We start from the raw sequence: 19,925 nt of genomic DNA, 5'->3' as shown, positions 1-19,925 counted from the left end.
GCTTTCGCGAGCAGGCTCGCTCCCACAATGGACGTCGCAATGCCCTGAAACCTGTACGCATTCGATAACGCTCAACCGCTGAAAACCCCTTCCCTGCGTTTACCCCACAAAAGCCCAGTGCAAAAAAGTATCGATAAAAGTGTTAGGGATGATTTGTCAGCCCTGCGATTGAAGGCTGTAATCAGCGCACATTCTTCCTGCACAGGAAGACACAAAAACAATAACTGTCCTTCTGTTACCCACTGGGTGCAGAAAAGGAGTGCACGATGCAACCGACTGCAAAAGCTCTGCTTGCCCTCACCTGCATGATCCTCAGCAGCGTCAGCCTTGGCGCCCAGACCCTGACCATCGCCACCGTCAACAACAGCGACATGATCCGCATGCAAAAACTCTCGAAAACCTTCGAGACCGAGCATCCGGACATCAAGCTCAACTGGGTGGTGCTCGAAGAAAACGTTCTGCGCCAACGCCTGACCACCGACATCGCCACTCAGGGCGGTCAGTTCGACGTGTTGACCATCGGCATGTACGAAGCGGCATTGTGGGGTGCCAAAGGCTGGCTGGAACCGATGAAGGACCTGCCGGCCAGTTACGCCCTCGACGATGTGTTCCCGTCGGTTCGTGAGGGCCTGTCGGTCAAGGGTTCGCTGTACGCCCTGCCGTTCTACGCGGAAAGCTCGATCACTTATTACCGCACCGACCTGTTCAAGGATGCCGGTCTGACCATGCCCGAGCGTCCGACCTGGGAGCAGATCGCCGGATTCGCCGAAAAACTCACCAACAAAGACAAAGAGCAATACGGCATCTGCCTGCGCGGCAAGGCTGGCTGGGGCGAGAACATGGCGCTGATCACCACTGTCGCCAACGCCTACGGCGCGCGCTGGTTCGATGAGCAGTGGAAACCGGAATTCACCGGACCGGAGTGGAAAAACGCGCTGAACTTCTACGTCGACACCATGAAGAAATCCGGCCCGCCGGGTGCCTCCAGCAACGGTTTCAACGAAAACCTTGCATTGTTCAACAGCGGCAAATGCGCAATGTGGGTCGATGCCAGCGTCGCCGGCTCGTTCGTCACCGACAAGACCCAGAGCAAAGTCGCCGATCACGTCGGTTTCACCTTCGCCCCGCATCAAGTGACTGACAAGGGTTCGGCCTGGCTGTACTCGTGGGCGCTGGCGATTCCGACCAGTTCCAAAGCCAAAGACGCCGCCAAAGAATTCAGTGCCTGGGCGACCTCCAAAGAGTACGGAGAACTGGTCGCCAAGACTGACGGCATCGCCAACGTACCGCCCGGCACCCGCGCTTCGACCTACAGCGACGCCTACATGAGCGCAGCGCCGTTCGCCAAGGTCACGCTGGAATCGCTGAAAGCGGCTGACCCGAGCAAACCGACGCTGAAACCGGTGCCGTACATCGGCATTCAATTGGTGACCATTCCTGAGTTCCAGGCAGTGGGTACGCAGGTTGGCAAGCTGTTCTCGGCAGCGCTGATCGGCCGGACCACGGTGGATCAAGCTCTGACCGCCGCGCAGCAAACCACTGAACGCGAGATGAAGCGCGCCGGTTATCCCAAGTAACCGCTGAACGACTTGCTCCTGCCTCCTGTGGGAGCGAGCTTGCTCGCGAAAGCGCCGTGTCAATCACTGCACATGGCACTGATCCAGCGCTTTCGCGAGCGAGCTCGCTCCCACATGGGATCTCCATAGGTCTGTATGACTCGGTTGTGATCACCATGAATACTTCAACTGCCAAAGCCCACCTCGACCTGTCGCAACCTGCGCGCAAGGTCCGCGTACGCAACCCCGGCTGGTTTCTGGTCAGCCCTTCGGTGGCTCTGTTGCTGCTGTGGATGATCGTGCCGCTGGGCATGACCATTTACTTCTCGATGATCCGCTACAACCTGCTCTACCCCGGTGAAAACGAATTTGTCGGGCTGGAGAATTTCACTTACTTCCTGACGGATTCGGGTTTCATGCCCGGTGCGACCAACACTCTGCTGCTGGTGGGCAGTGTGTTGCTGATCAGCGTGGTGCTCGGCGTGCTCATCAGTGCGCTGCTCGAAGCGAGCGAATTTCTCGGTCGCGGCATCGTCCGGGTCATGCTGATTTCGCCGTTCTTCATCATGCCTACGGTCGGTGCGCTGATCTGGAAGAACCTGATTTTCCATCCGGTCTCGGGAATCCTCGCCTACATCTGGAAGCTATTCGGCGCGCAACCGGTGGACTGGCTGGCGCACTACCCGCTGCTGTCGATCATCATCATTGTTTCGTGGCAGTGGCTGCCCTTCGCGATCCTGATTCTGATGACGGCCATGCAGTCCCTCGACCAGGAACAGAAAGAAGCCGCACGCCTGGACGGTGCCGGGCCGATCGCAATCTTCTGGCACCTCACTCTGCCGCATCTGGCGCGGCCGATTGCCGTAGTGGTGATGATCGAAACGATCTTCCTGCTGTCGGTGTTCGCCGAGATTTTCACCACTACCAACGGTGGCCCCGGCTACGCCTCGACCAACCTCGCCTACCTGATCTACAACCAGGCGCTGGTGCAGTTCGACGTCGGCATGGCCTCGGCGGGCGGCTTGATTGCCGTGGTCATCGCCAACATCGCCGCGATCATTCTGGTGCGGATGATCGGCAAAAACCTGACTGACAAAGCCTGAGGCCTGCCATGACTCTTCAACAATCCCGCCGGCTGCAAAGCCTGCTGCTCGGCACCCTGGCCTGGGCCATCGCGATCGTGATTTTCTTCCCGATCTTCTGGATGGTGATGACCAGTTTCAAAACCGAAATCGATGCGTTTGCCACGCCGCCGCAGTTCATTTTCACGCCGACGCTGGAGAACTACCTGCACATCAACGAGCGCAGCGACTACTTCAGTTTCGCCTGGAACTCGGTGGTGATTTCCTTCAGCGCCACGGCGTTGTGCCTGTTGATCGCGGTGCCGGCGGCGTACTCGATGGCGTTCTACGAAACCCAGCGCACCAAAGGCACGCTGCTGTGGATGCTCTCGACCAAGATGCTGCCACCGGTGGGTGTGCTGATGCCCATCTACCTGCTGGCGAAGAGTTTCGGCCTGCTCGACACGCGCATCGCGTTGATCGTGATCTACACGCTGATCAACCTGCCGATCGTGGTCTGGATGGTTTACACCTACTTCAAGGACATCCCCAAAGACATCCTCGAAGCCGCCCGCCTCGACGGCGCCACGCTGTGGCAGGAAATGGTCCGGGTGTTGCTGCCGATCGCCAAGGGTGGCCTCGCCTCGACCGTACTGCTGTCGCTGATTCTGTGCTGGAACGAGGCGTTCTGGTCGCTGAACCTGACCTCCTCGAAAGCCGCGCCACTGACGGCTTTGATCGCCTCGTATTCGAGTCCGGAAGGTTTGTTCTGGGCCAAGTTATCGGCGGTGTCGACCCTGGCGTGTGCGCCGATTCTGATCTTCGGCTGGATCAGCCAGAAACAACTGGTGCGCGGCCTCTCCTTTGGCGCCGTGAAATGAAGATCCCGAACCCAACCCTATCCCCTGTGGGAGCGAGCTTGCTCGCGAAAGCGGAGCGTCATCCAGCAATGATGGTGACTGACACGCCCCCTTCGCGAGCAAGCTCGCTCCCACAGAAAAGCCGATCCGGTTCATCTGAATAATAAATTGCGGAGGCCCATCATCATGGCCAACCTGAAAATCAAGAATCTGCAAAAAGGCTTCGAAGGTTTCTCCATCATCAAAGGCATCGACCTTGAGGTGAACGACAAGGAATTCGTGGTCTTCGTCGGCCCGTCGGGCTGCGGCAAATCCACCTTGCTGCGGCTGATTGCCGGTCTGGAAGAAGTCAGCGACGGCACCATCGAACTGGATGGCCGCGACATCACCGAAGTCAGCCCAGCCAAGCGTGATCTGGCGATGGTGTTCCAGACCTACGCGCTGTACCCGCACATGACCGTAAATAAAAACATGTCGTTCGCCCTCGACCTGGCCGGCGTACCGAAAGCCGAAGTCGAGAAGAAAGTCGGCGAAGCGGCGCGCATTCTCGAACTCGGGCCGATGCTTGAACGCAAGCCCAAACAGCTCTCCGGTGGCCAGCGTCAGCGCGTCGCGATTGGTCGCGCCATCGTGCGCAATCCGAAAATCTTCCTCTTTGACGAACCGCTGTCCAACCTCGACGCTGCGCTGCGCGTGCAGATGCGTCTGGAATTGCTGCGCCTGCACAAAGACCTGCAAGCGACGATGATCTACGTCACCCACGATCAGGTTGAAGCGATGACCATGGCCGACAAAGTCGTGGTGCTCAATGGCGGCAAGATCGAACAGGTCGGCTCACCGCTAGACCTCTATCACAACCCGGCGAACATCTTTGTTGCCGGGTTCCTCGGCACGCCGAAAATGGGCTTCCTCAAAGGCAAGGTTGCCCGCGTCGACGGCCAGAGCTGCGAAGTGTCGCTGGATGCCGGCACGCGCATCACGCTGCCGTTCAACGCCGGCAATCTGAGTGTCGGTAGCGCCGTGACTCTGGGCATTCGCCCGGAACATCTGGAACTGGCGCAAGCGGGCGACTGCACCCTGCAAGTCACCGCCGATGTCAGCGAACGCCTGGGCAGCGACACCTTCTGCCACGTCACCACCAACGCCGGCGAAGCCCTGACCATGCGCGTGCGCGGGGATCTGGCCAGCCGTTATGGCGAACAACTGAGCCTGCACCTCGACCCGGCGCACTGCCATTTATTCGATGCCGAAGGTGTCGCGTTAACCCGCCCGCTGCGCGCTGCGGCCTGATTTCGAGAACTCCCGATGAAACTCAATCAACAAAATCTCCATCGTCTGGCCAGCGAAGTACAACTGCCGGCCTACAGCCTCAGCGACACTCGTCAGGGCATCGCCCACATCGGTGTCGGCGGCTTCCACCGCGCGCATCAGGCGTATTACACCGATGCCCTGATGAACACCGGCGAAGCCCTCGACTGGGCGATTTGCGGCGTCGGCCTGCGCGCCGAAGACCGCCGCGCCCGCGACGACCTCAAGGAACAGGATTACCTGTTCACCCTGTTCGAACTCGGCGACAGCGACGACACCGAAGTGCGCGTGATTGGCGCGATTCGCGACATGCTGCTGGCCGAGGACGGCGCTCAGGCGTTGATCGATAAACTCGCCGATCCGCAAATCCGCATCGTCTCGCTGACCATCACCGAGGGTGGGTATTGCATCGACGACAGCAACGGCGAATTCATGGCGCACCTGCCGCAGATTCAACATGATCTGGCTAACCCGGATTCGCCGAAAACCGTGTTCGGTTTTTTATGTGCAGCCTTGGAAAAACGCCGCTCGGCGGGCATCCCGGCGTTTACCGTGATGTCCTGCGATAACCTGCCACACAACGGCGCCGTGACCCGCAAGGCGCTGCTGGCGTTTGCCACGCTGCGCGATAGCAACCTGTGCAGCTGGATCGACGCCAACGTCAGTTTCCCCAACGCCATGGTCGACCGCATCACACCGATGACCAGCACTGCACATCGTCTGCAACTGGCGGACAAACACGGCGTCGACGATGCCTGGCCGGTGGTCTGCGAACCGTTTGTGCAATGGGTGCTGGAGGACAAATTCGTCAACGGTCGCCCGGCCTGGGAAAAGGTCGGCGTGCAGTTCACCGACGATGTTTCGCCCTATGAAGAGATGAAGATCAAATTGCTCAATGGCAGCCATTTGGCGCTGACCTATCTGGGCTTTTTGAAGGGTTACCGGTTTGTTCACGAGACCATGAACGATCCTTTGTTCGTGCGTTACATGCGCGCTTACATGGATCTGGACGTGACCCCGCAACTGGCGCCGGTGCCGGGCATTGATCTGACGGATTACAAAAACACATTGGTGGCGCGTTTTTCCAATCAGGCAATTGCCGATCAACTGGAGCGGGTGTGTTCGGACGGCTCGTCGAAGTTTCCCAAGTTCACCATTCCGACGATCAACCGGTTGATTGCTGATGGGCAGGAGACTAAACGTGCGGCGTTGGTGGTGGCGGCGTGGGCGTTGTATTTGAAGGGTGTGGATGAGAATGGTGATACCTATTCGATCCCGGATCCGCGTGCGGCGTTTTGTCAGGCGTTGGTGGCGGACGATGCTTTAATTACGCAGCGGTTGTTGGCGGTCGAGGAGATTTTTGGCACGGCGATACCGCGCTCGGCGGAGTTTGTGGCGGCGTTTGAGTGGTGCTGCAACAGCTTGCGCGAGGATGGTGTGACGCGGACGCTGGAACGGATACTTGCCTGAAAAGCCCCTCACCCTAGCCCTCTCCCAGAGGGAGAGGGGACTGACCGAGGTGTTCTTTAGGAATACATCGACCTGAACGTCCTCAGTTGAACTCCGGTTTTGAACAGCCCCGGTTGAGAGAACCGGAGTCGAACTCAGATTTTGAACAGCACCTGATTGAGAGATCCGCAGTCGAACTCAGGTTTTGAACAGCCCCCGATCGGCTCCCTTTCCCCCTCGCCCCCTTGGGGGAGAGGGCTGGGGTGAGGGGGAAAGCTCTTGATCTTCACCACACCCGAGTGGTTCACACATGACAACACAACAACTCTTCCTAGGCATCGACTGCGGCACCCAAGGCACCAAAGCCATCATCCTCGACGCCATCAGCGGTCAAGTCCTCGGCCAAGGCGCCGCCGCCCACACGATGATCAGCGGCGCCAACGGTCGCCGCGAGCAAGACACCCAACAATGGCTCGAAGCCTTCACCCTCGCCACCCGCCAGGCATTGCTGGCGGCAAATGTAGACGGCCAGTCGATCCTCGGCATCGGCGTCTCCGGCCAGCAACACGGTCTGGTCCTGCTCGATGACCAAGGTGAAGTCCTGCGCCCCGCCAAGCTCTGGTGCGACACCGAAACCAGCGCCGAAAACGACCGTCTGCTGACTCATCTGGGCGGTGAAAAAGGCTCACTGGAACGCCTCGGTGTGGTCATCGCGCCGGGCTACACCGTGTCGAAACTGCTCTGGACCAAAGAGCAGCACCCCGTGGTGTTCTCACGCATCGCGCGTATTCTGCTGCCCCACGACTACCTGAATTTCTGGCTGACCGGTCGCGCCTGCAGCGAATACGGCGATGCCTCGGGCACTGGCTATTTCAACGTGCGCACCCGCCAATGGGACTTGCAACTGCTGCGCGACATCGACGCCAGCGGACGCCTGCAAGCTGCACTGCCTGAGCTGATAGACGCGCATCAATCTGTCGGCACCATCCTCCCGGCGATCGCCGAACACCTCGGCATCAACCCCAATGCGTTGGTATCGAGCGGTGGCGGCGACAACATGATGGGCGCCATCGGCACCGGCAATATTCAGCCCGGCGCGATCACCATGAGCCTCGGTTCCTCCGGCACGGTGTATGCCTATTCCGAGGTGCCGAAAGTCAGCCCGGACGCCTCGGTCGCGACGTTCTGCTCGTCCAGCGGCGGTTGGTTGCCGCTGATCTGCACCATGAACCTGACCAACGCCACCGGCGCGATTCGCGAGTTGTTCGACCTCGATCTGCAGCAGTTCAACGACCTCGTCGCCAAGGCTCCCATCGGCGCCGACGGTGTGAGCATGCTGCCGTTCCTCAACGGCGAGCGCGTTCCCGCCCTGCCCCACGCCACCGGCAGTCTGCACGGCTTGACGCTGGACAACCTGACTCAGGCCAACCTGTGCCGCGCCGCCGTTGAAGGCACCACCTTCGGTTTGCGTTACGGGCTGGATTTGCTCCGCCACAATGGTTTACAAAGCCGCAGCATTTGCCTGATCGGCGGCGGTTCGAAAAGTGCGGTGTGGCGGCAGATCGTCGCCGACATCATGAACACCCCAGTGATCTGCACCGAACAAAGTGAAGCCGCCGCCCTCGGCGCAGCGATTCAAGCGGCGTGGTGCAAATCCTGGTCGAACGGCCACGAAGACAGCCTCGCCGACCTGTGCCAGCGCTGCGTGAAACTAGATTCAAGCAGTGAAACCCTGCCGATTGCCGCCAACGTCGCGGCGTTCCAGCAGGCCTACGAACGCTATCAACAGCATGTCGCAACCCTATAAAGAGCAAACAATTATGTATTTGGTGTGTGGCGAAGCCCTGTTTGATTTCTTCAGTGAAGACGACGCCAGCGGTCTGGCCTCGAAAGTTAATTTCAAGGCGATTGCCGGCGGTTCGCCGTTCAACGTCGCCGTGGGTTTGCGCCGTCTGGGCGTGGACTCGGCCTTGTTTGGCGGACTGTCCACCGACTACCTCGGCCGCCGCTTGCAACGAGTTTTGCAGGACGAAGGTGTGCGCCCGGACTATCTGGTGGATTTCGCCGCGCCGACCACGCTGGCCATGGTCGCCGTCGGTGCCAATGGCTCGCCGCACTACAGCTTTCGCGGTGAAGGCTGTGCCGATCGGCAACTGAGTCTTGCGCATCTGCCAGAGCTGGGCGCTGAGGTCCGCGGCTTGCACATTGGCTCGTTCTCGCTGGTGGTACAGCCGATCGGCGACACCTTGCTGACCTTGGTGCAGCGCGAGAGCGGCAAACGCCTGATCACCCTCGACCCGAACGTACGCCTCAATCCCGAGCCGAACATCGATCTGTGGCGCGAACGCATCGCGACGCTGGTGCCACTGGCCGATCTGATCAAGGTCAGTGACGAAGACTTGAGCCTGCTCTACCCCGAACAGGACCCGCAACGGGTGATCGAAGGCTGGCTCGAACAGCGCTGCCAGATCGTCTTCCTCACCCGTGGGGGCGACGGCGCTACTGTGTTCAGCCGCAACCATGGCAGTTGGTCGGTGCCAGCGGCCTCGGTGAAGATCGCCGATACCGTCGGCGCAGGCGACACCTTCCAGGCTGCGTTGATCACCTGGCTGACCGAGCAAGGACTGGATTCGGTTGAAGGCGTGCAGCAACTCGCTCGCGAGCAAATCGACGCCATGCTCAAGTTCGCCGTACAAGCCGCCGCGCTGACCTGCAGCAAGACCGGCCCGGATCTGCCCTATCGTCATCAATTGCGCTGAGCGCGTAGACTGTCGGCCTTTTTGCGCACGACGGGATAACCGCTTTTGAATTACAGGCAGACGCTTGGACTACTGACACTGGCAACGCTACTGAGCGGGTGCGGCACCTCGCCGCCCCGTTCGCCGGAAGACATTTGCGAAATCTTCCGCGAGAAAAGCGACTGGTACGACGCTGCGCAAGTCACGCAAAAACGCTGGGGCGTGCCGATTCAGGTGCCCTTCGCGATCATGTATCAGGAATCCGGCTACCGTTACGACGCCAAGACCCCGCGCAAGTACCTGCTGTGGGTGATCCCGTGGGGCCGCGTCTCGACCGCCTCGGGTTATGCGCAAGCCAAGGATGAAGTCTGGGCCGACTACCAGAAAAGCACCGGCCGCAGCGGCGCCGATCGCGAAGACTTCGACGACGCCATCGACTTTGTCGGCTGGTACATGGACAAGACCTATTCGATCAACGGCGTGTACAAATACGACGCCTATAACCAATACCTCAACTACCACGAAGGCTGGGGCGGATTCCGCAACAAGACCTACGCGAGCAAAGCCTGGCTGATGCCAACGGCGCGTAAAGTGCAGAATCGTTCGGACGTGTATGCGCGGCAGTATGCCGGCTGCAAAGAGGATTTGAATCGGGGGTTCTGGAGCCGGTTCTGGCATTGGTTGTAAAAGTTCCGGGATCCCGTGTAGGAGCTGCCGAAGGCTGCGATCTTTTGATCTTGTTTTTAACAATCAACGTCAAAAGATCGCAGCCTGCGGCGGCTCCTACATTGGGAGCCGTTACAGGACGGAGAAGCTATAACTCACAATCAACCGAGTCTCATCCACATCCCGGGCAAACTTCTCATAGTTGGTCCGGTAAGTCGCATTCCTCAAACGCAAACTCACATCCTTGAACGTGCCCGTCTGAATCACATACTTCAACTCGCTGTCGCGTTCCCACTCTTTGCCTTCCTGATCACTGCCCAACACCTTGATGTGATCACCGTTCACATAACGGGTCAGGAAGCTCAAACCATTAATGCCAATGGCCTTGAAGTCATAGTCATAACGCAACTGCCAGGAACGTTCCTGCGCAGCGGCAAAGTCGTTGACCTGCACATAGTTGACCAGATACGGATTGCTGCCATCGAGGTAAGGCATCGAGTTGTCGCCATTCATGCGCTGCCAACCGGCGCTGAACGTGTGGCCGCTGTGCGCATACGACAACATGCCGCTCAACGCACGGTTATCGATGGAACCGGCCTTGGCATCGCCGCTGTCGGCACTTTTCAGCACACGCAGATCCGCTTTAAGTACACCGCCCCCTAACGGTTGATTACCCAACAGCCCGACAAAGTGCTGACGATAAATGTCTTCCAGTTCGGCGTAGTGATACTGCGCAGTCAGGCGATCGTTGATCTTGTAGTCGAAGCCGTACATGTCGAAATGGTCGGCGGTGGTGTTGCAGGCGTAGCGCTTGTTCTTGCAGTGCACGCGGATGTCTTGCGAATCGGTGGAATCACGCGCGGTGTACTTGTCCAGGCGCGCGGCCATGAAGGTCAGATCCTTCAGCTCTTTAGAGGTGAGCATGGCGCCATTGAACATCGTCGGCAGCAACCGACCGTCGTTGTATTTCAGCAACGGCAGATCCGGCAGCAGCGCGCCGTACTTCAGCACGGTGTCCGAGACTTTGACCTTGGCGGTCAGGCCCATTTTCGCGTATTGGCCTTTCGAGCCGCGCGGGTCGTTGCCGCTCGATGGCAGCAAACCGCTGTTGCTGCGATCCGGGCTGGAATCGAGTTGAAAGCCAAGCATGCCCAGCGCATCGAGACCGAAACCCACGGTACCGTCGGTGTAGCCCGATTGCAGGTTGAGAATAAAGCCCTGTGCCGACTCTTCACGCTTGGAGGCGCCCTGAGCGTTCGAGGTGCTCCCATCACGGAAATCGCGGTTGAAGTACACCGTGCGCGATTCGATTTTCGCCGTGGTGTCTTCAAAGAATCCGCTGGCCTGAACCTGTGCGGTAAAACCTGCGCACAGCACAACGGCTCCGAAGCCAAACGACTGGCGCGGGGTGATGAGGGGAAATGGGGGACGCATGAAAAACTCCAACAATGCAGCGTTTGCGCAAGCGCGCAACAAGCCAGAAAAATAGCTCCCGTCCCGGGTCAGATTGAGCCAGGAGAAGGTGAACACGCAGGGGTGAACGGCAATGATGGCAGATGGCTTTTACGCATTACAGGCGACTTTAGTCTGAATCTGACCGGCGATTCTTCTCGCCGAGGTCGTAGGAAAAGTTGCCGACGACACGTATCACCCCCCACCAATCGCCCGGATTCATTGGGCAAAACAGCCTGAGTAAGGGTTTTCCCTATAGCTCAAAGTGGCCCTGCCTACGGCTTTTGCGCCTTGAACGAGACGGCTTAATCCTGCACCATCCGCCTCCTGCTTATTCAACGGACGGAATTCAAGGCATGCTGGACGCCAACGCAACCCACATCACCCTCACGCTTGAAGGCGCCAACGCCGACCTGCAAGTCCTCAGCTTCACCGGTCGCGAAGCCCTCAACGAACCGTTCCGTTTTGACCTCGAACTCGTCAGCGCCCGCCCCGACCTCAAACTCGAAGAGCTGTTGCACAAGCCCGGCGTCCTGACTTTCGGCCCGACCGGCGAAGGCAAGATCCACGGTCTGGTCTATCGCATCGAGCAAGGCGACTCCGGCAAGACCCTGACCCGTTACAGCCTCAGCCTGGTGCCACAACTGGCCTACCTGCGGCACAACCACGATCAGCAGATTTTCCAGCAACTGACCGTACCGAAGATCATCGCTCAGGTGCTGGAAGATCGCGGCATCCTCGCCGACGCCTACAGCTTCCAGCTCGGCGCCGAATACCCGGAGCGTGACTACTGCGTGCAGTACGACGAATCCGACCTGCATTTCATCCAGCGCCTGTGCGAAGAAGAAGGCATTCACTTCCACTTCCAGCACAGCAGCAGCGGCCACAAACTGGTGTTCGGCGACGACCAGACCGTGTTCCGCAAACTGAAACCGGTGAGCTACCAACAAGACTCCGGCATGGCCGCCGACAAACCGGTGATCAAACGCTTCAACCTGCGCCTGGAAACCCGCACCACCCGCGTCAGCCGCCGCGATTACGACTTCGAAAAACCAAAGATCCTCCCCGAAGGCGCGGTCAAAACCGAGTTCGCCCCGGACCTCGAGGACTACGACTACCCCGGCCGCTTCACCACTCGAGAGCGCGGCAAGTTCCTCTCCACCCGCGCCCTCGAACGCCATCGCAGCGACTACAAACTCGCCGAAGGTAAAGGTGACGAACCGACCCTCACCAGCGGCCATTTCCTCACACTCGCCGAACACCCGCGCGCCGAATGGAACGACCTGTGGCTGCTGCTGGAAGTCTTCCACGAAGGCAAACAACCGCAAGTGCTCGGCGAAAACGTCACCAGCGACGTCACCGACCACAAAAGCGATTTCCACCAGGGCTACCGCAACAGCTTCCTCGCCACCCCGTGGGACGCGCACTACCGCCCTGCCCTCGAGCACCCGAAACCGCAAGTCCTCGGCAGCCAGACCGCTGTCGTCACCGGCCCCGCCGGTGAAGAAATCCACTGCGACCAATACGGCCGCATCAAAGTGCAATTCCACTGGGACCGCGACGGCCAGTCCAACGACAAAACCACCTGCTGGATGCGCGTCGCCAGCGGCTGGGCCGGCGCGGCGTACGGCGGCATCGCCATCCCGCGCATCGGCATGGAAGTCCTCGTCACCTTCCTCGAGGGCGACCCCGACCAGCCGCTGGTCACCGGTTGCCTGTACCACAAGGAAAACGTCGTCCCTTACGACCTGCCGGCCAACAAGACCCGCAGCACCTTCAAAACCCTGAGTTCACCGGGCGGCAAGGGCTACAACGAGTTCCGCATCGAAGACAAGAAAGGCGCCGAGCAGATCTACATCCACGCCCAGCGCGATTGGGACGAGAACATCGAGCACGACCAAAAAATCCGCGTCGGCAATGAACGGCATGACACCGTTGAAGCCAACACGCTGAGCGAATTCAAGGTTGAAGAGCACCGGATTACGCATCTGGATCGCATCAGCGAGATGCGTGCGGATGATCACCTGACGGTGGGTGTGACGCAGCATCTGAAGGTAGGGACTGCGCAGTTTGTTGAGGCCGGGTCAGAAATCCATTACTACGCCGGCCAGAAGGTTGTGGTCGAAGGCGCCATGGAACTCACGGCCAAGGCTGGCGGGAGTTTCGTCAAGGTCGATGCGGGTGGCGTGACCATCAGCGGTGCCGAAGTGAAGGGCAACACTGGCGGCTCGCCTGGGGTTGGGACGCCTGCGGCACCATTGCTGCCGGGACCGATGAAAGTAGCGGATGCGGACAAGGCTGGTAAAGCACCACTCCCCGCCCGTCTGAATGAGTCTGGCATCACACCGTTGTGCGGAAAACAGAGTAACGGCGCTTGCAGCCGTAAGGATTGCACATGCATGTAAAAGCGCTGAGCGCTCTGCTCGCAGAGCCTCGCTACAACTTTTCTGACCTGCCGGCCGCGAGCGAGTCGCTCTGTTTCATCATCGACCAGGGACTCCAGCCAGAAGCATTGAGTCAACTCTACCGAGTAGGCGAACCGGTGGTTTCCCAAGGGCTGTTTTTCGGCACTGACTTCGCAGAGATTCCTGATGGCCCGTTGTGGCTGGTGGCTCCTCGGGGCAGCAAAGTGGCAAACGTAGCGGCAAAACTTTGTGAGGAACGCTTTTCGGGAATAGCGATCTCAACACCTGATCCTGAACAAGCATTGGCTCATGCGCGCTGGTTGCTCAGAGCCAATGACGGTTCCGGTGGGCAGAGCTTGTTGAGCTTTCACAAACCGAGTCTGTGGGCAGCGCTGACTTATACAGCTGGGAAAACCTTCGACCAGTTGCTGGGTTGCTGGAACGCCATCTACTGCCCTGCGCCGATACATTTCGGTCAGCAGCGCGGTCCATGGTTGGCCTGGAAAGCCAACGAGGAATCGACGTGGCTTGGTGACAAAGAGGCGTTCAACCTTCCCGAGGCAGCCGCGCAAGTTCAAGCGCGCCTGGGATGGGTTTATTGGATTGATGAGGAATACGCAGCGTTTGAAGAACCAGACGATGAGCGCCTGAACGATATCGCTGATAACCTCGACCTGCTGCTCAAAAGCAATATTTATGACGGTGATCACCTGCTCAAGCTTGGCCACGCCGTGAACGGCCCGCTATTCGAAACACAGCCTGAGATCATGGCGATCCTGCAATCTAAGGACGAGTCGTTTATCAAAGTAGATCGGCTCCTGGAATCAGCCGCCGTCGCCCAACGTTAGGGCGACGCGACAACAGAACGGAATCACCATGGAAATCACGAATCACGCCGTCATGCCCGGCGAAACCCTGGGCCAGATCGCTTCGCGCTACAACAGCACCGTGGCGCAACTTCGCCAGCTCAACCCCTTCATCACCAATCCGGACAACGTCAAAGTCGGCTGGAACCTGAGCGTCCCCAAAAGCGCTCAAGCGGCCGCCACGCCTACCGCTCAGCCGCCCGCCGCGTCGCAAGCGCCTGCGCAGGCAGCCCCGGAAGCGCCCACTCAGTGCTCCGCTGAGGATCTGGTTGAACTGGATCCGGTCAAGGACGCTCCTGATCAGAGTTCAAAGACCTTCAAACCCCACGCACCTCCGTGTTCTAAAAAGTTTGCCAGCGCGATTTATGCCACTGAGGAGCAAGAGTTCTGGCTGCTCCCTGAGCGGGCAAAGTCTGCCATCAAAGAATCGATGTTCGCGCTGGATAAAATGATTGCCCCCAGCAAACCACGTGATGCACGCCTGAACGGGCTGCAGGAATCTGGTTTGCTGGAATACTTCCTTGAGCCCAAGTTGAGCAACTTCCTCACGGGCGAGAAGCGTACGCGGATGGAAGAGTTTGAAGCGATGGGGGATGAGATCGAAATCGATCCAGCCACCGCCAAAAAGAGGCAAAACGAAGCTAACGGAAACAAACCGGCAGCGGCTCCTGCACAGTCTCCTCAAGAGGACACCGCGCAATCGCGCATGGACCGTCTAACGGCAGACCTGGCTACTGACCAGGACGTCCACAAAGCCTATGCCGATTTTTACAAGCGGAGGGCTGAGTGGAATGCGCTGAAAAAAGAAGCGGTAGCGGCTGCGAAGCTGGAAGGCTACACCTACGAAAGTGGCTCGCTCTATTCCAAAGAGGCGATTGAGGCGCGCGCACGGGTGCAGGCTTATCTGGAGGCTCGCAAGAAACTTCTCGGCAACAAAGACTTCAAGCAGGTCCCGCTGGAAGACGTTGCGAAAGCCCTGGCGGAAAAGAAAAAAAGCTACGAAAACATCTGCAGCGGCATGAATGACTGCACCGCCGATCTGGTCGGGTATGTCTTGACGCTCTACAAAAACGCCGATGCGCTTGATTACCATGCTTACACTGAATCCATTATCAAAGCGTCTGAGTACGGCATCGCACTTCCAGAATTCGCTTTGATCAGTGACGGCCTTCCTTCCGGCATCGAGCAGTTCAAACTGTATCTGGATACCGAGAAAGAGCAGGCGGAAGTTACAGCGCAGCTTCAAGAGAAATACAAACGCTGGATCGAGGCAACAGGCCAGAATGCCCAAGCGCCGGCGGGCCTGGTTGATGTGGAGCGGACCAAATGGGATAGCCTGCAAAAGACCAAAGACGACCTTCAAGCAAAAGCCCAAAGCAATGTCAGCAACAGCAAGCCTGCGCGTTATCTGATTTGGGACCCGGAAGAGTTCCAGCCAAAACCGGTCGACCGCATGGTGAAACCGGGCTTTCCGCTGCGTGAAGTCAGTCTCTCAGATGCCAAGGGTACGCCCCTGGGCTGGTTCAGCATGGCGAACCTGAAAGACGCAAAAAAGATCATGAAAGAGGATTTCGAAAAAGCAGCCGGCGCGATAAAAAAGGTAGGTAAAAGTTTGCCTGCGGACGCTACCGAAGGCTCCGATAAAAACAGCGAAATCAACTCGTTCCGCCAATGGCTTCTAGATCAGGGCGCCATAAAGTTCAGCGATCAGGTCGGCGACTGTTTCGATGAAAAAGGCTGGTTCAAAGCCAAAGACTTTTATGCTTACTTGAAAAAGCAAGGCTATGAGGTAACTGAACTGGAAGACGACGCGACCCTGACCAACTGGGGCGAACACCTTCAGCAACTGGTGTTCAAGAAAAGTGTGCGCGGCAAAGTAAGACTTTTTGATGCCAGCCCTCAGGCGCAATTGGTCCGTTGCCTGACACCTCCACAGCCAAACATTCACGGCGAAGTAAAGCTCGAAGGCCCGAAAATGTCTGCCGCCGAGGGCTTCAAGATATCCGGCGAAATGGGCTTAAGCCTGGACCTGGCCCGTGGCGAAGTTCAGTTGATGAAAGTCGACATGCCTGCCAAAGCCAGTGCTCAAGAAATAACGCTTGATTACTTCCTGGACGGCAGCCCGCAAAAAATGAATTTCGGCCGCTTCTCCTTCCACTTTGGTGTGAAGGCATGGGGCTACGCCGGAGCATCGTTGCTGCTGGCCGGCAGCGTCGAGTTGAGCCCGATCTTCGGCAACGTCAAGTACGGGGCGTCACTGAGCCCGGTAAAACGCGCACAGCGTGAAGATGCTTCGGCAAAAGAAGAACGCTCCGATCACGCCGCCGCCAAGCAAGCCAAGGCCGACAGCGGTGACGACAGCCCTACTCCCGATCTTGAACACAAGTCGAAATCCGGCACCTACGCCGATTCCAAGAGCACAGAGCAACTGCGAGGCGGCCGCTTCGCCAAAGTGCAAGTCGAAAACGGCGCAAAAGCCAGCTTCAACGTGTTTGGAGGCTTGCAAGCCGCGATTGAACTCACCGGAGTAATGAACTGGGCACCGCCCAAAGAACTCGTCGCCCTGCGCACCGCGCCAACGATGGGCGTTGGCAGCGCTAAAGACGCGAAAAGCGCGAATCCATGGCTGACACTGGCCAAGCTGAGCGGCTCCGTTGGAGTCGCGTTAGGTGCGGGCTTTCAGGGAACGGCGCAGGTGTCTCTGGATAAGGGGCGGTTTATTCTGAACCTGAAGGCCGCGGTAGTGCTGGGTCCTGGTGCTAACGGTAGCTTTAAGTTTGAAGTTGGCTATGAGGCAGTAGTTGACCTCATCAACTTGTACCGCAAGGAACTGCACAAAGCGAAAGGCAGAAAGGTAGAGTGGATGGAACCTGAAGCAGGTAAGTTCGCATCCGCGCTGAACGCATTAGGAGCAGCTGGGCTTAGTGTGGAAATGTCTTATCTTATGGGTTGGAGTTTAGTCATGGACTTATATGACGCAATGACCAACGGAGGAAAAGGCGGCCCAATCGCTCACGCGATTATTGAGTACCAAAATCCCGACGAGTTAAAAAAATGGATTGTTGAGGCCACCCCTGCAGCGTTAGGGCCGATCTTGATGACACTAATGTCTAATCCGGAAGAATTCTCCATAGCGACAACGAAGCAAACTAGCCTAAGCACCCCAAAAGACGGTAAGAAAAAATACACCAGAGATACTGCATATTTAGCACAACAAACAGCCATTGAAATAATAATAACTCACATCACTACCAACGCCAAAGAGCAAGGAAGTCTACTAGAAGCTCAAAAACAATTTCAGCTAGCCTGCGCATGCATGAATAAGTTCGGAGTGGAACCGGTTGACCTCGGTCAAAAATATTGTGAAAACCGTTACGTGCTGGACAATTTCATGAGCGAACCGGTGCTTACAGCAACCGAGCCATTCGGAAACACAACAAGGGCTCGTTACAAGAAAAACGCTTCACTATTAGGTGAACCGTTTGATGGCTCCTGTAAAATTGTCATGAATGAAAACAGCTACATACCAAAGCCCTCTGTGAAATTCTCAGCTCCAGCGAGAAAATTAAATTGAAAAACATAAAATTATTCGCAACTACCTTCTGCGTCTGCTTTGTTTTACTCTGCAACACCGCGAACGCAACTCTCACAAAACAGCAAGAAGAAGCAAAGAAAAAAGGCATTGAGCTTTACAATCAATACAAAGCAATATCCGCAATCGAGTTTTTAAAGATTGCTGCCGAGGGTGGAGATGATGAAGCACTCTACTACTTAGGTGAATCAATAAGAAAAAACAACAGATACATGACTCAGGAAGCACAAAAAGCTTACGAGGAGTCAGCAAAAAAAGGCAATATTTATTCTATGATCCGGCTCGGAGGAGCGGACCAAGACTTGTGCGTAACCATGAAGAATTGTTCCCCCTCTGAGCAATCGCCTGAAGGCTGGATGAATGAAGCTAAAAAGCTTGCAACTGATCATGCATCTCATGGAAATGCTGAGTCTATGTACTTGTTATGGGAAATAACAGGGAACGATGAATGGTTAGAAAAATCTGCAGAAAAAGCTTTCGCTTTGGCGCAATTTCGTTTGGCGACTAAATATCAAGAAGGTGGCGGAGTATTCCTACTGCCCTCCAGAAGATCAGATGAAATCGAAAAGTGGATGAAAGCGTCTGCAGAGAATGGCTATCCTCCAGCTATGATGGGATTTGCCGCTGCCAGGCTTGAAAAAGCCGACTTTTCATCGTTTAGAACTTGGAATGAAAAAGCTGCAGATTCAGGCTACGTATCAGCGGTTTTTGGTTATGCTTCTTATATAGGCGAAGTTGAACCAAAATACGGATTCACCTCAGACCCAGTGACGTCATATGCGCTACTATCAAATCTACTAGAGCTTGATGGTGGTGGAAACGTAATAAACAATGTTAACGATGTTTTGCCAGAAGTGGAAAAAAACCTGTCAAAAGAGCAGATAGGGAAAGCAAAAGAACTCGCAAAAACGTGGAAGGCCAACCATCCGCCTCTCTCGTTCTTCCCTGACAAGCTAGGATATTAACGCCAGTGAGGCTATTCAGGCAAATGACATCAAGGAAATAGCATGGATATAAAAAAGCTTATCGCCCAGGCAGCGTCGAAGTACGGCAACACGTCGAACGTCGTATTGAAAGCCAGTGAGAGCACCGGACAACCTCCATGCGAACTATTCATCACCGATGAACATACAGAGAATTACTTAACCTTACAGATGGCAGGAGATGCAGATAGAGGAGGTATAACAGGTATAGCGGCAGGCGTAGGATCTCTCGCAAGTATTGCATTGGCATTTATGATGATCATAAAAGGCCGTTGGGATCTTGTAGGCCTTTGTATTTTCTTTGCCGCGACCATATTCCTTATTCCGTTTTATTTTGAAACGCGAAAACCACTACCTTTACCTGTATTATTTAATCGCAGAACAAAAGAAGTTTATCTTGATCAAAATGGTGACTTGTATCATACGCCATGGGACAACATTCAAGCTATCGCGTGTGAATTTCAAATGACAAGCATTTATACGGGCGGTATAAATAACGCTTCTCTCGAAATACTAGTAAAACGTCTAGGCGACCCTGAAAATGCTCTTATGGTTAGTTTGGGTTCCCCAATGGGCAAGACACTTGATATGCAAAAAGGGTTTTGGGAATACATTCGCAGCTACATGAATAATGGCCCATGGTTTGATGAAAATGGCAACCACGCAGAATCCGATGAATTCATAAAGAAAACGCTTTCGAGCAATATTAGATCGTCAGGCTTTTGGGGGTACTGGAAAAAAACGATCACAGATAAAAAAGTCAAATCCGGACACTCTAACTACTTAACTGCATCTGACGCTTTTATGTTTATTGGACATTTAATTTTTTTTCCAACCAATGCTATACAAGACTTCACATACAATTATGTACAGAGAAAAACACGAAAATTATGGCCAGAAATAGTTACAGAACGCTTACATCAAGACGGCCCCACACTTAGACTCATAGACTTAGAACGCGAGCGCGGTTTTTCTGTTTGACTTATGAT

At 56.3% G+C, this 19,925-nt stretch carries 14 protein-coding genes; 13 read left to right on the top strand and 1 reads right to left on the bottom strand.

The window, feature by feature from the left end:
* Positions 1 to 266 precede the first annotated feature (266 nt).
* The 8 genes from ACZZ0G_RS25490 to ACZZ0G_RS25455 all read left to right on the top strand — a co-directional run bounded on the left by ACZZ0G_RS25490 (position 267) and on the right by ACZZ0G_RS25455 (position 9,659).
* On the top strand, positions 267 to 1,577 hold the full coding sequence (locus ACZZ0G_RS25490; RefSeq protein ID WP_463558002.1) for an ABC transporter substrate-binding protein: 1,311 nt from the start codon (positions 267 to 269) through the stop codon (positions 1,575 to 1,577).
* 155 nt (positions 1,578 to 1,732) lie between these two features.
* Positions 1,733 to 2,659 carry a carbohydrate ABC transporter permease gene (locus ACZZ0G_RS25485; RefSeq protein ID WP_038367588.1) on the top strand — a complete coding sequence of 309 codons (927 nt, stop codon included), beginning with the start codon at positions 1,733 to 1,735 and terminating at the stop codon, positions 2,657 to 2,659.
* A gap of 8 nt (positions 2,660 to 2,667) precedes the next feature.
* Entirely contained in the window at positions 2,668 to 3,498 is an 831-nt protein-coding gene (locus ACZZ0G_RS25480) for a carbohydrate ABC transporter permease (protein WP_034154211.1), read from the top strand.
* 165 nt (positions 3,499 to 3,663) lie between these two features.
* The gene (locus ACZZ0G_RS25475; protein ID WP_463558001.1) at positions 3,664 to 4,767 is read left to right on the top strand and encodes an ABC transporter ATP-binding protein; all 1,104 of its coding nucleotides are present in this window, start codon (positions 3,664 to 3,666) and stop codon (positions 4,765 to 4,767) included.
* A gap of 15 nt (positions 4,768 to 4,782) precedes the next feature.
* On the top strand, positions 4,783 to 6,255 hold the full coding sequence (locus tag ACZZ0G_RS25470; RefSeq protein WP_463558000.1) for a mannitol dehydrogenase family protein: 1,473 nt from the start codon (positions 4,783 to 4,785) through the stop codon (positions 6,253 to 6,255).
* Between the two features lie 289 nt (positions 6,256 to 6,544).
* Positions 6,545 to 8,041, top strand: a complete 1,497-nt coding sequence (gene xylB, locus ACZZ0G_RS25465) for a xylulokinase (RefSeq protein ID WP_463557999.1) — start codon at positions 6,545 to 6,547, stop codon at positions 8,039 to 8,041.
* Positions 8,042 to 8,054: 13 nt separating this feature from the next.
* The gene (locus ACZZ0G_RS25460; RefSeq protein WP_463557998.1) at positions 8,055 to 8,993 is read left to right on the top strand and encodes a carbohydrate kinase family protein; all 939 of its coding nucleotides are present in this window, start codon (positions 8,055 to 8,057) and stop codon (positions 8,991 to 8,993) included.
* A 45-nt stretch (positions 8,994 to 9,038) separates the two neighbouring features.
* Complete coding sequence (locus ACZZ0G_RS25455) at positions 9,039 to 9,659, top strand: transglycosylase SLT domain-containing protein (protein WP_007912129.1); 621 nt, start codon at positions 9,039 to 9,041, stop codon at positions 9,657 to 9,659.
* A gap of 111 nt (positions 9,660 to 9,770) precedes the next feature.
* Here ACZZ0G_RS25455 and ACZZ0G_RS25450 read toward each other — a convergent pair whose 3' ends face one another.
* Positions 9,771 to 11,072 (bottom strand): OprD family porin, encoded by a 1,302-nt coding sequence (locus tag ACZZ0G_RS25450; RefSeq protein WP_463557997.1) that lies wholly within the window; start codon positions 11,070 to 11,072, stop codon positions 9,771 to 9,773.
* 374 nt (positions 11,073 to 11,446) lie between these two features.
* On the opposite strand from ACZZ0G_RS25450, the gene ACZZ0G_RS25445 reads away from it, so the two are divergent.
* The 5 genes from ACZZ0G_RS25445 to ACZZ0G_RS25425 are packed head-to-tail and all read left to right on the top strand — an operon-like array spanning position 11,447 to position 19,917.
* Positions 11,447 to 13,495, top strand: a complete 2,049-nt coding sequence (locus tag ACZZ0G_RS25445; RefSeq protein ID WP_463557996.1) for a type VI secretion system Vgr family protein — start codon at positions 11,447 to 11,449, stop codon at positions 13,493 to 13,495.
* Positions 13,486 to 14,343, top strand: a complete 858-nt coding sequence (locus ACZZ0G_RS25440) for a DUF4123 domain-containing protein (protein ID WP_095113309.1) — start codon at positions 13,486 to 13,488, stop codon at positions 14,341 to 14,343. Before ACZZ0G_RS25445 ends, ACZZ0G_RS25440 begins: the two co-directional genes overlap by 10 nt.
* A 28-nt stretch (positions 14,344 to 14,371) precedes the next feature.
* Complete coding sequence (locus tag ACZZ0G_RS25435) at positions 14,372 to 17,935, top strand: LysM peptidoglycan-binding domain-containing protein (protein WP_463557995.1); 3,564 nt, start codon at positions 14,372 to 14,374, stop codon at positions 17,933 to 17,935.
* The gene (locus ACZZ0G_RS25430; protein ID WP_463557994.1) at positions 17,932 to 18,918 is read left to right on the top strand and encodes a tetratricopeptide repeat protein; all 987 of its coding nucleotides are present in this window, start codon (positions 17,932 to 17,934) and stop codon (positions 18,916 to 18,918) included. The genes ACZZ0G_RS25435 and ACZZ0G_RS25430 overlap by 4 nt, the downstream gene beginning before the upstream one ends.
* A 42-nt stretch (positions 18,919 to 18,960) precedes the next feature.
* A complete protein-coding gene (locus tag ACZZ0G_RS25425; RefSeq protein ID WP_463557993.1) occupies positions 18,961 to 19,917 on the top strand; it encodes a hypothetical protein in 957 nt (318 codons plus the stop codon).
* Positions 19,918 to 19,925: the final 8 nt, after the last annotated feature.

The sequence above is a fragment of the Pseudomonas sp. AC169 genome, from assembly GCF_979258515.1.
This window is presented reverse-complemented; position numbering and strand designations above follow the sequence as displayed.

Coding starts and splice junctions, on each gene's coding strand:
- ACZZ0G_RS25490 (WP_463558002.1), top strand. CDS start 267: ATGCAACCGACTGCAAAAGCTCTGCTTGCCCTCACCTGCATGATCCTC.
- ACZZ0G_RS25485 (WP_038367588.1), top strand. CDS start 1,733: ATGAATACTTCAACTGCCAAAGCCCACCTCGACCTGTCGCAACCTGCG.
- ACZZ0G_RS25480 (WP_034154211.1), top strand. CDS start 2,668: ATGACTCTTCAACAATCCCGCCGGCTGCAAAGCCTGCTGCTCGGCACC.
- ACZZ0G_RS25475 (WP_463558001.1), top strand. CDS start 3,664: ATGGCCAACCTGAAAATCAAGAATCTGCAAAAAGGCTTCGAAGGTTTC.
- ACZZ0G_RS25470 (WP_463558000.1), top strand. CDS start 4,783: ATGAAACTCAATCAACAAAATCTCCATCGTCTGGCCAGCGAAGTACAA.
- xylB (WP_463557999.1), top strand. CDS start 6,545: ATGACAACACAACAACTCTTCCTAGGCATCGACTGCGGCACCCAAGGC.
- ACZZ0G_RS25460 (WP_463557998.1), top strand. CDS start 8,055: ATGTATTTGGTGTGTGGCGAAGCCCTGTTTGATTTCTTCAGTGAAGAC.
- ACZZ0G_RS25450 (WP_463557997.1), bottom strand. CDS start 11,072: ATGCGTCCCCCATTTCCCCTCATCACCCCGCGCCAGTCGTTTGGCTTC.
- ACZZ0G_RS25445 (WP_463557996.1), top strand. CDS start 11,447: ATGCTGGACGCCAACGCAACCCACATCACCCTCACGCTTGAAGGCGCC.
- ACZZ0G_RS25440 (WP_095113309.1), top strand. CDS start 13,486: ATGCATGTAAAAGCGCTGAGCGCTCTGCTCGCAGAGCCTCGCTACAAC.
- ACZZ0G_RS25435 (WP_463557995.1), top strand. CDS start 14,372: ATGGAAATCACGAATCACGCCGTCATGCCCGGCGAAACCCTGGGCCAG.
- ACZZ0G_RS25425 (WP_463557993.1), top strand. CDS start 18,961: ATGGATATAAAAAAGCTTATCGCCCAGGCAGCGTCGAAGTACGGCAAC.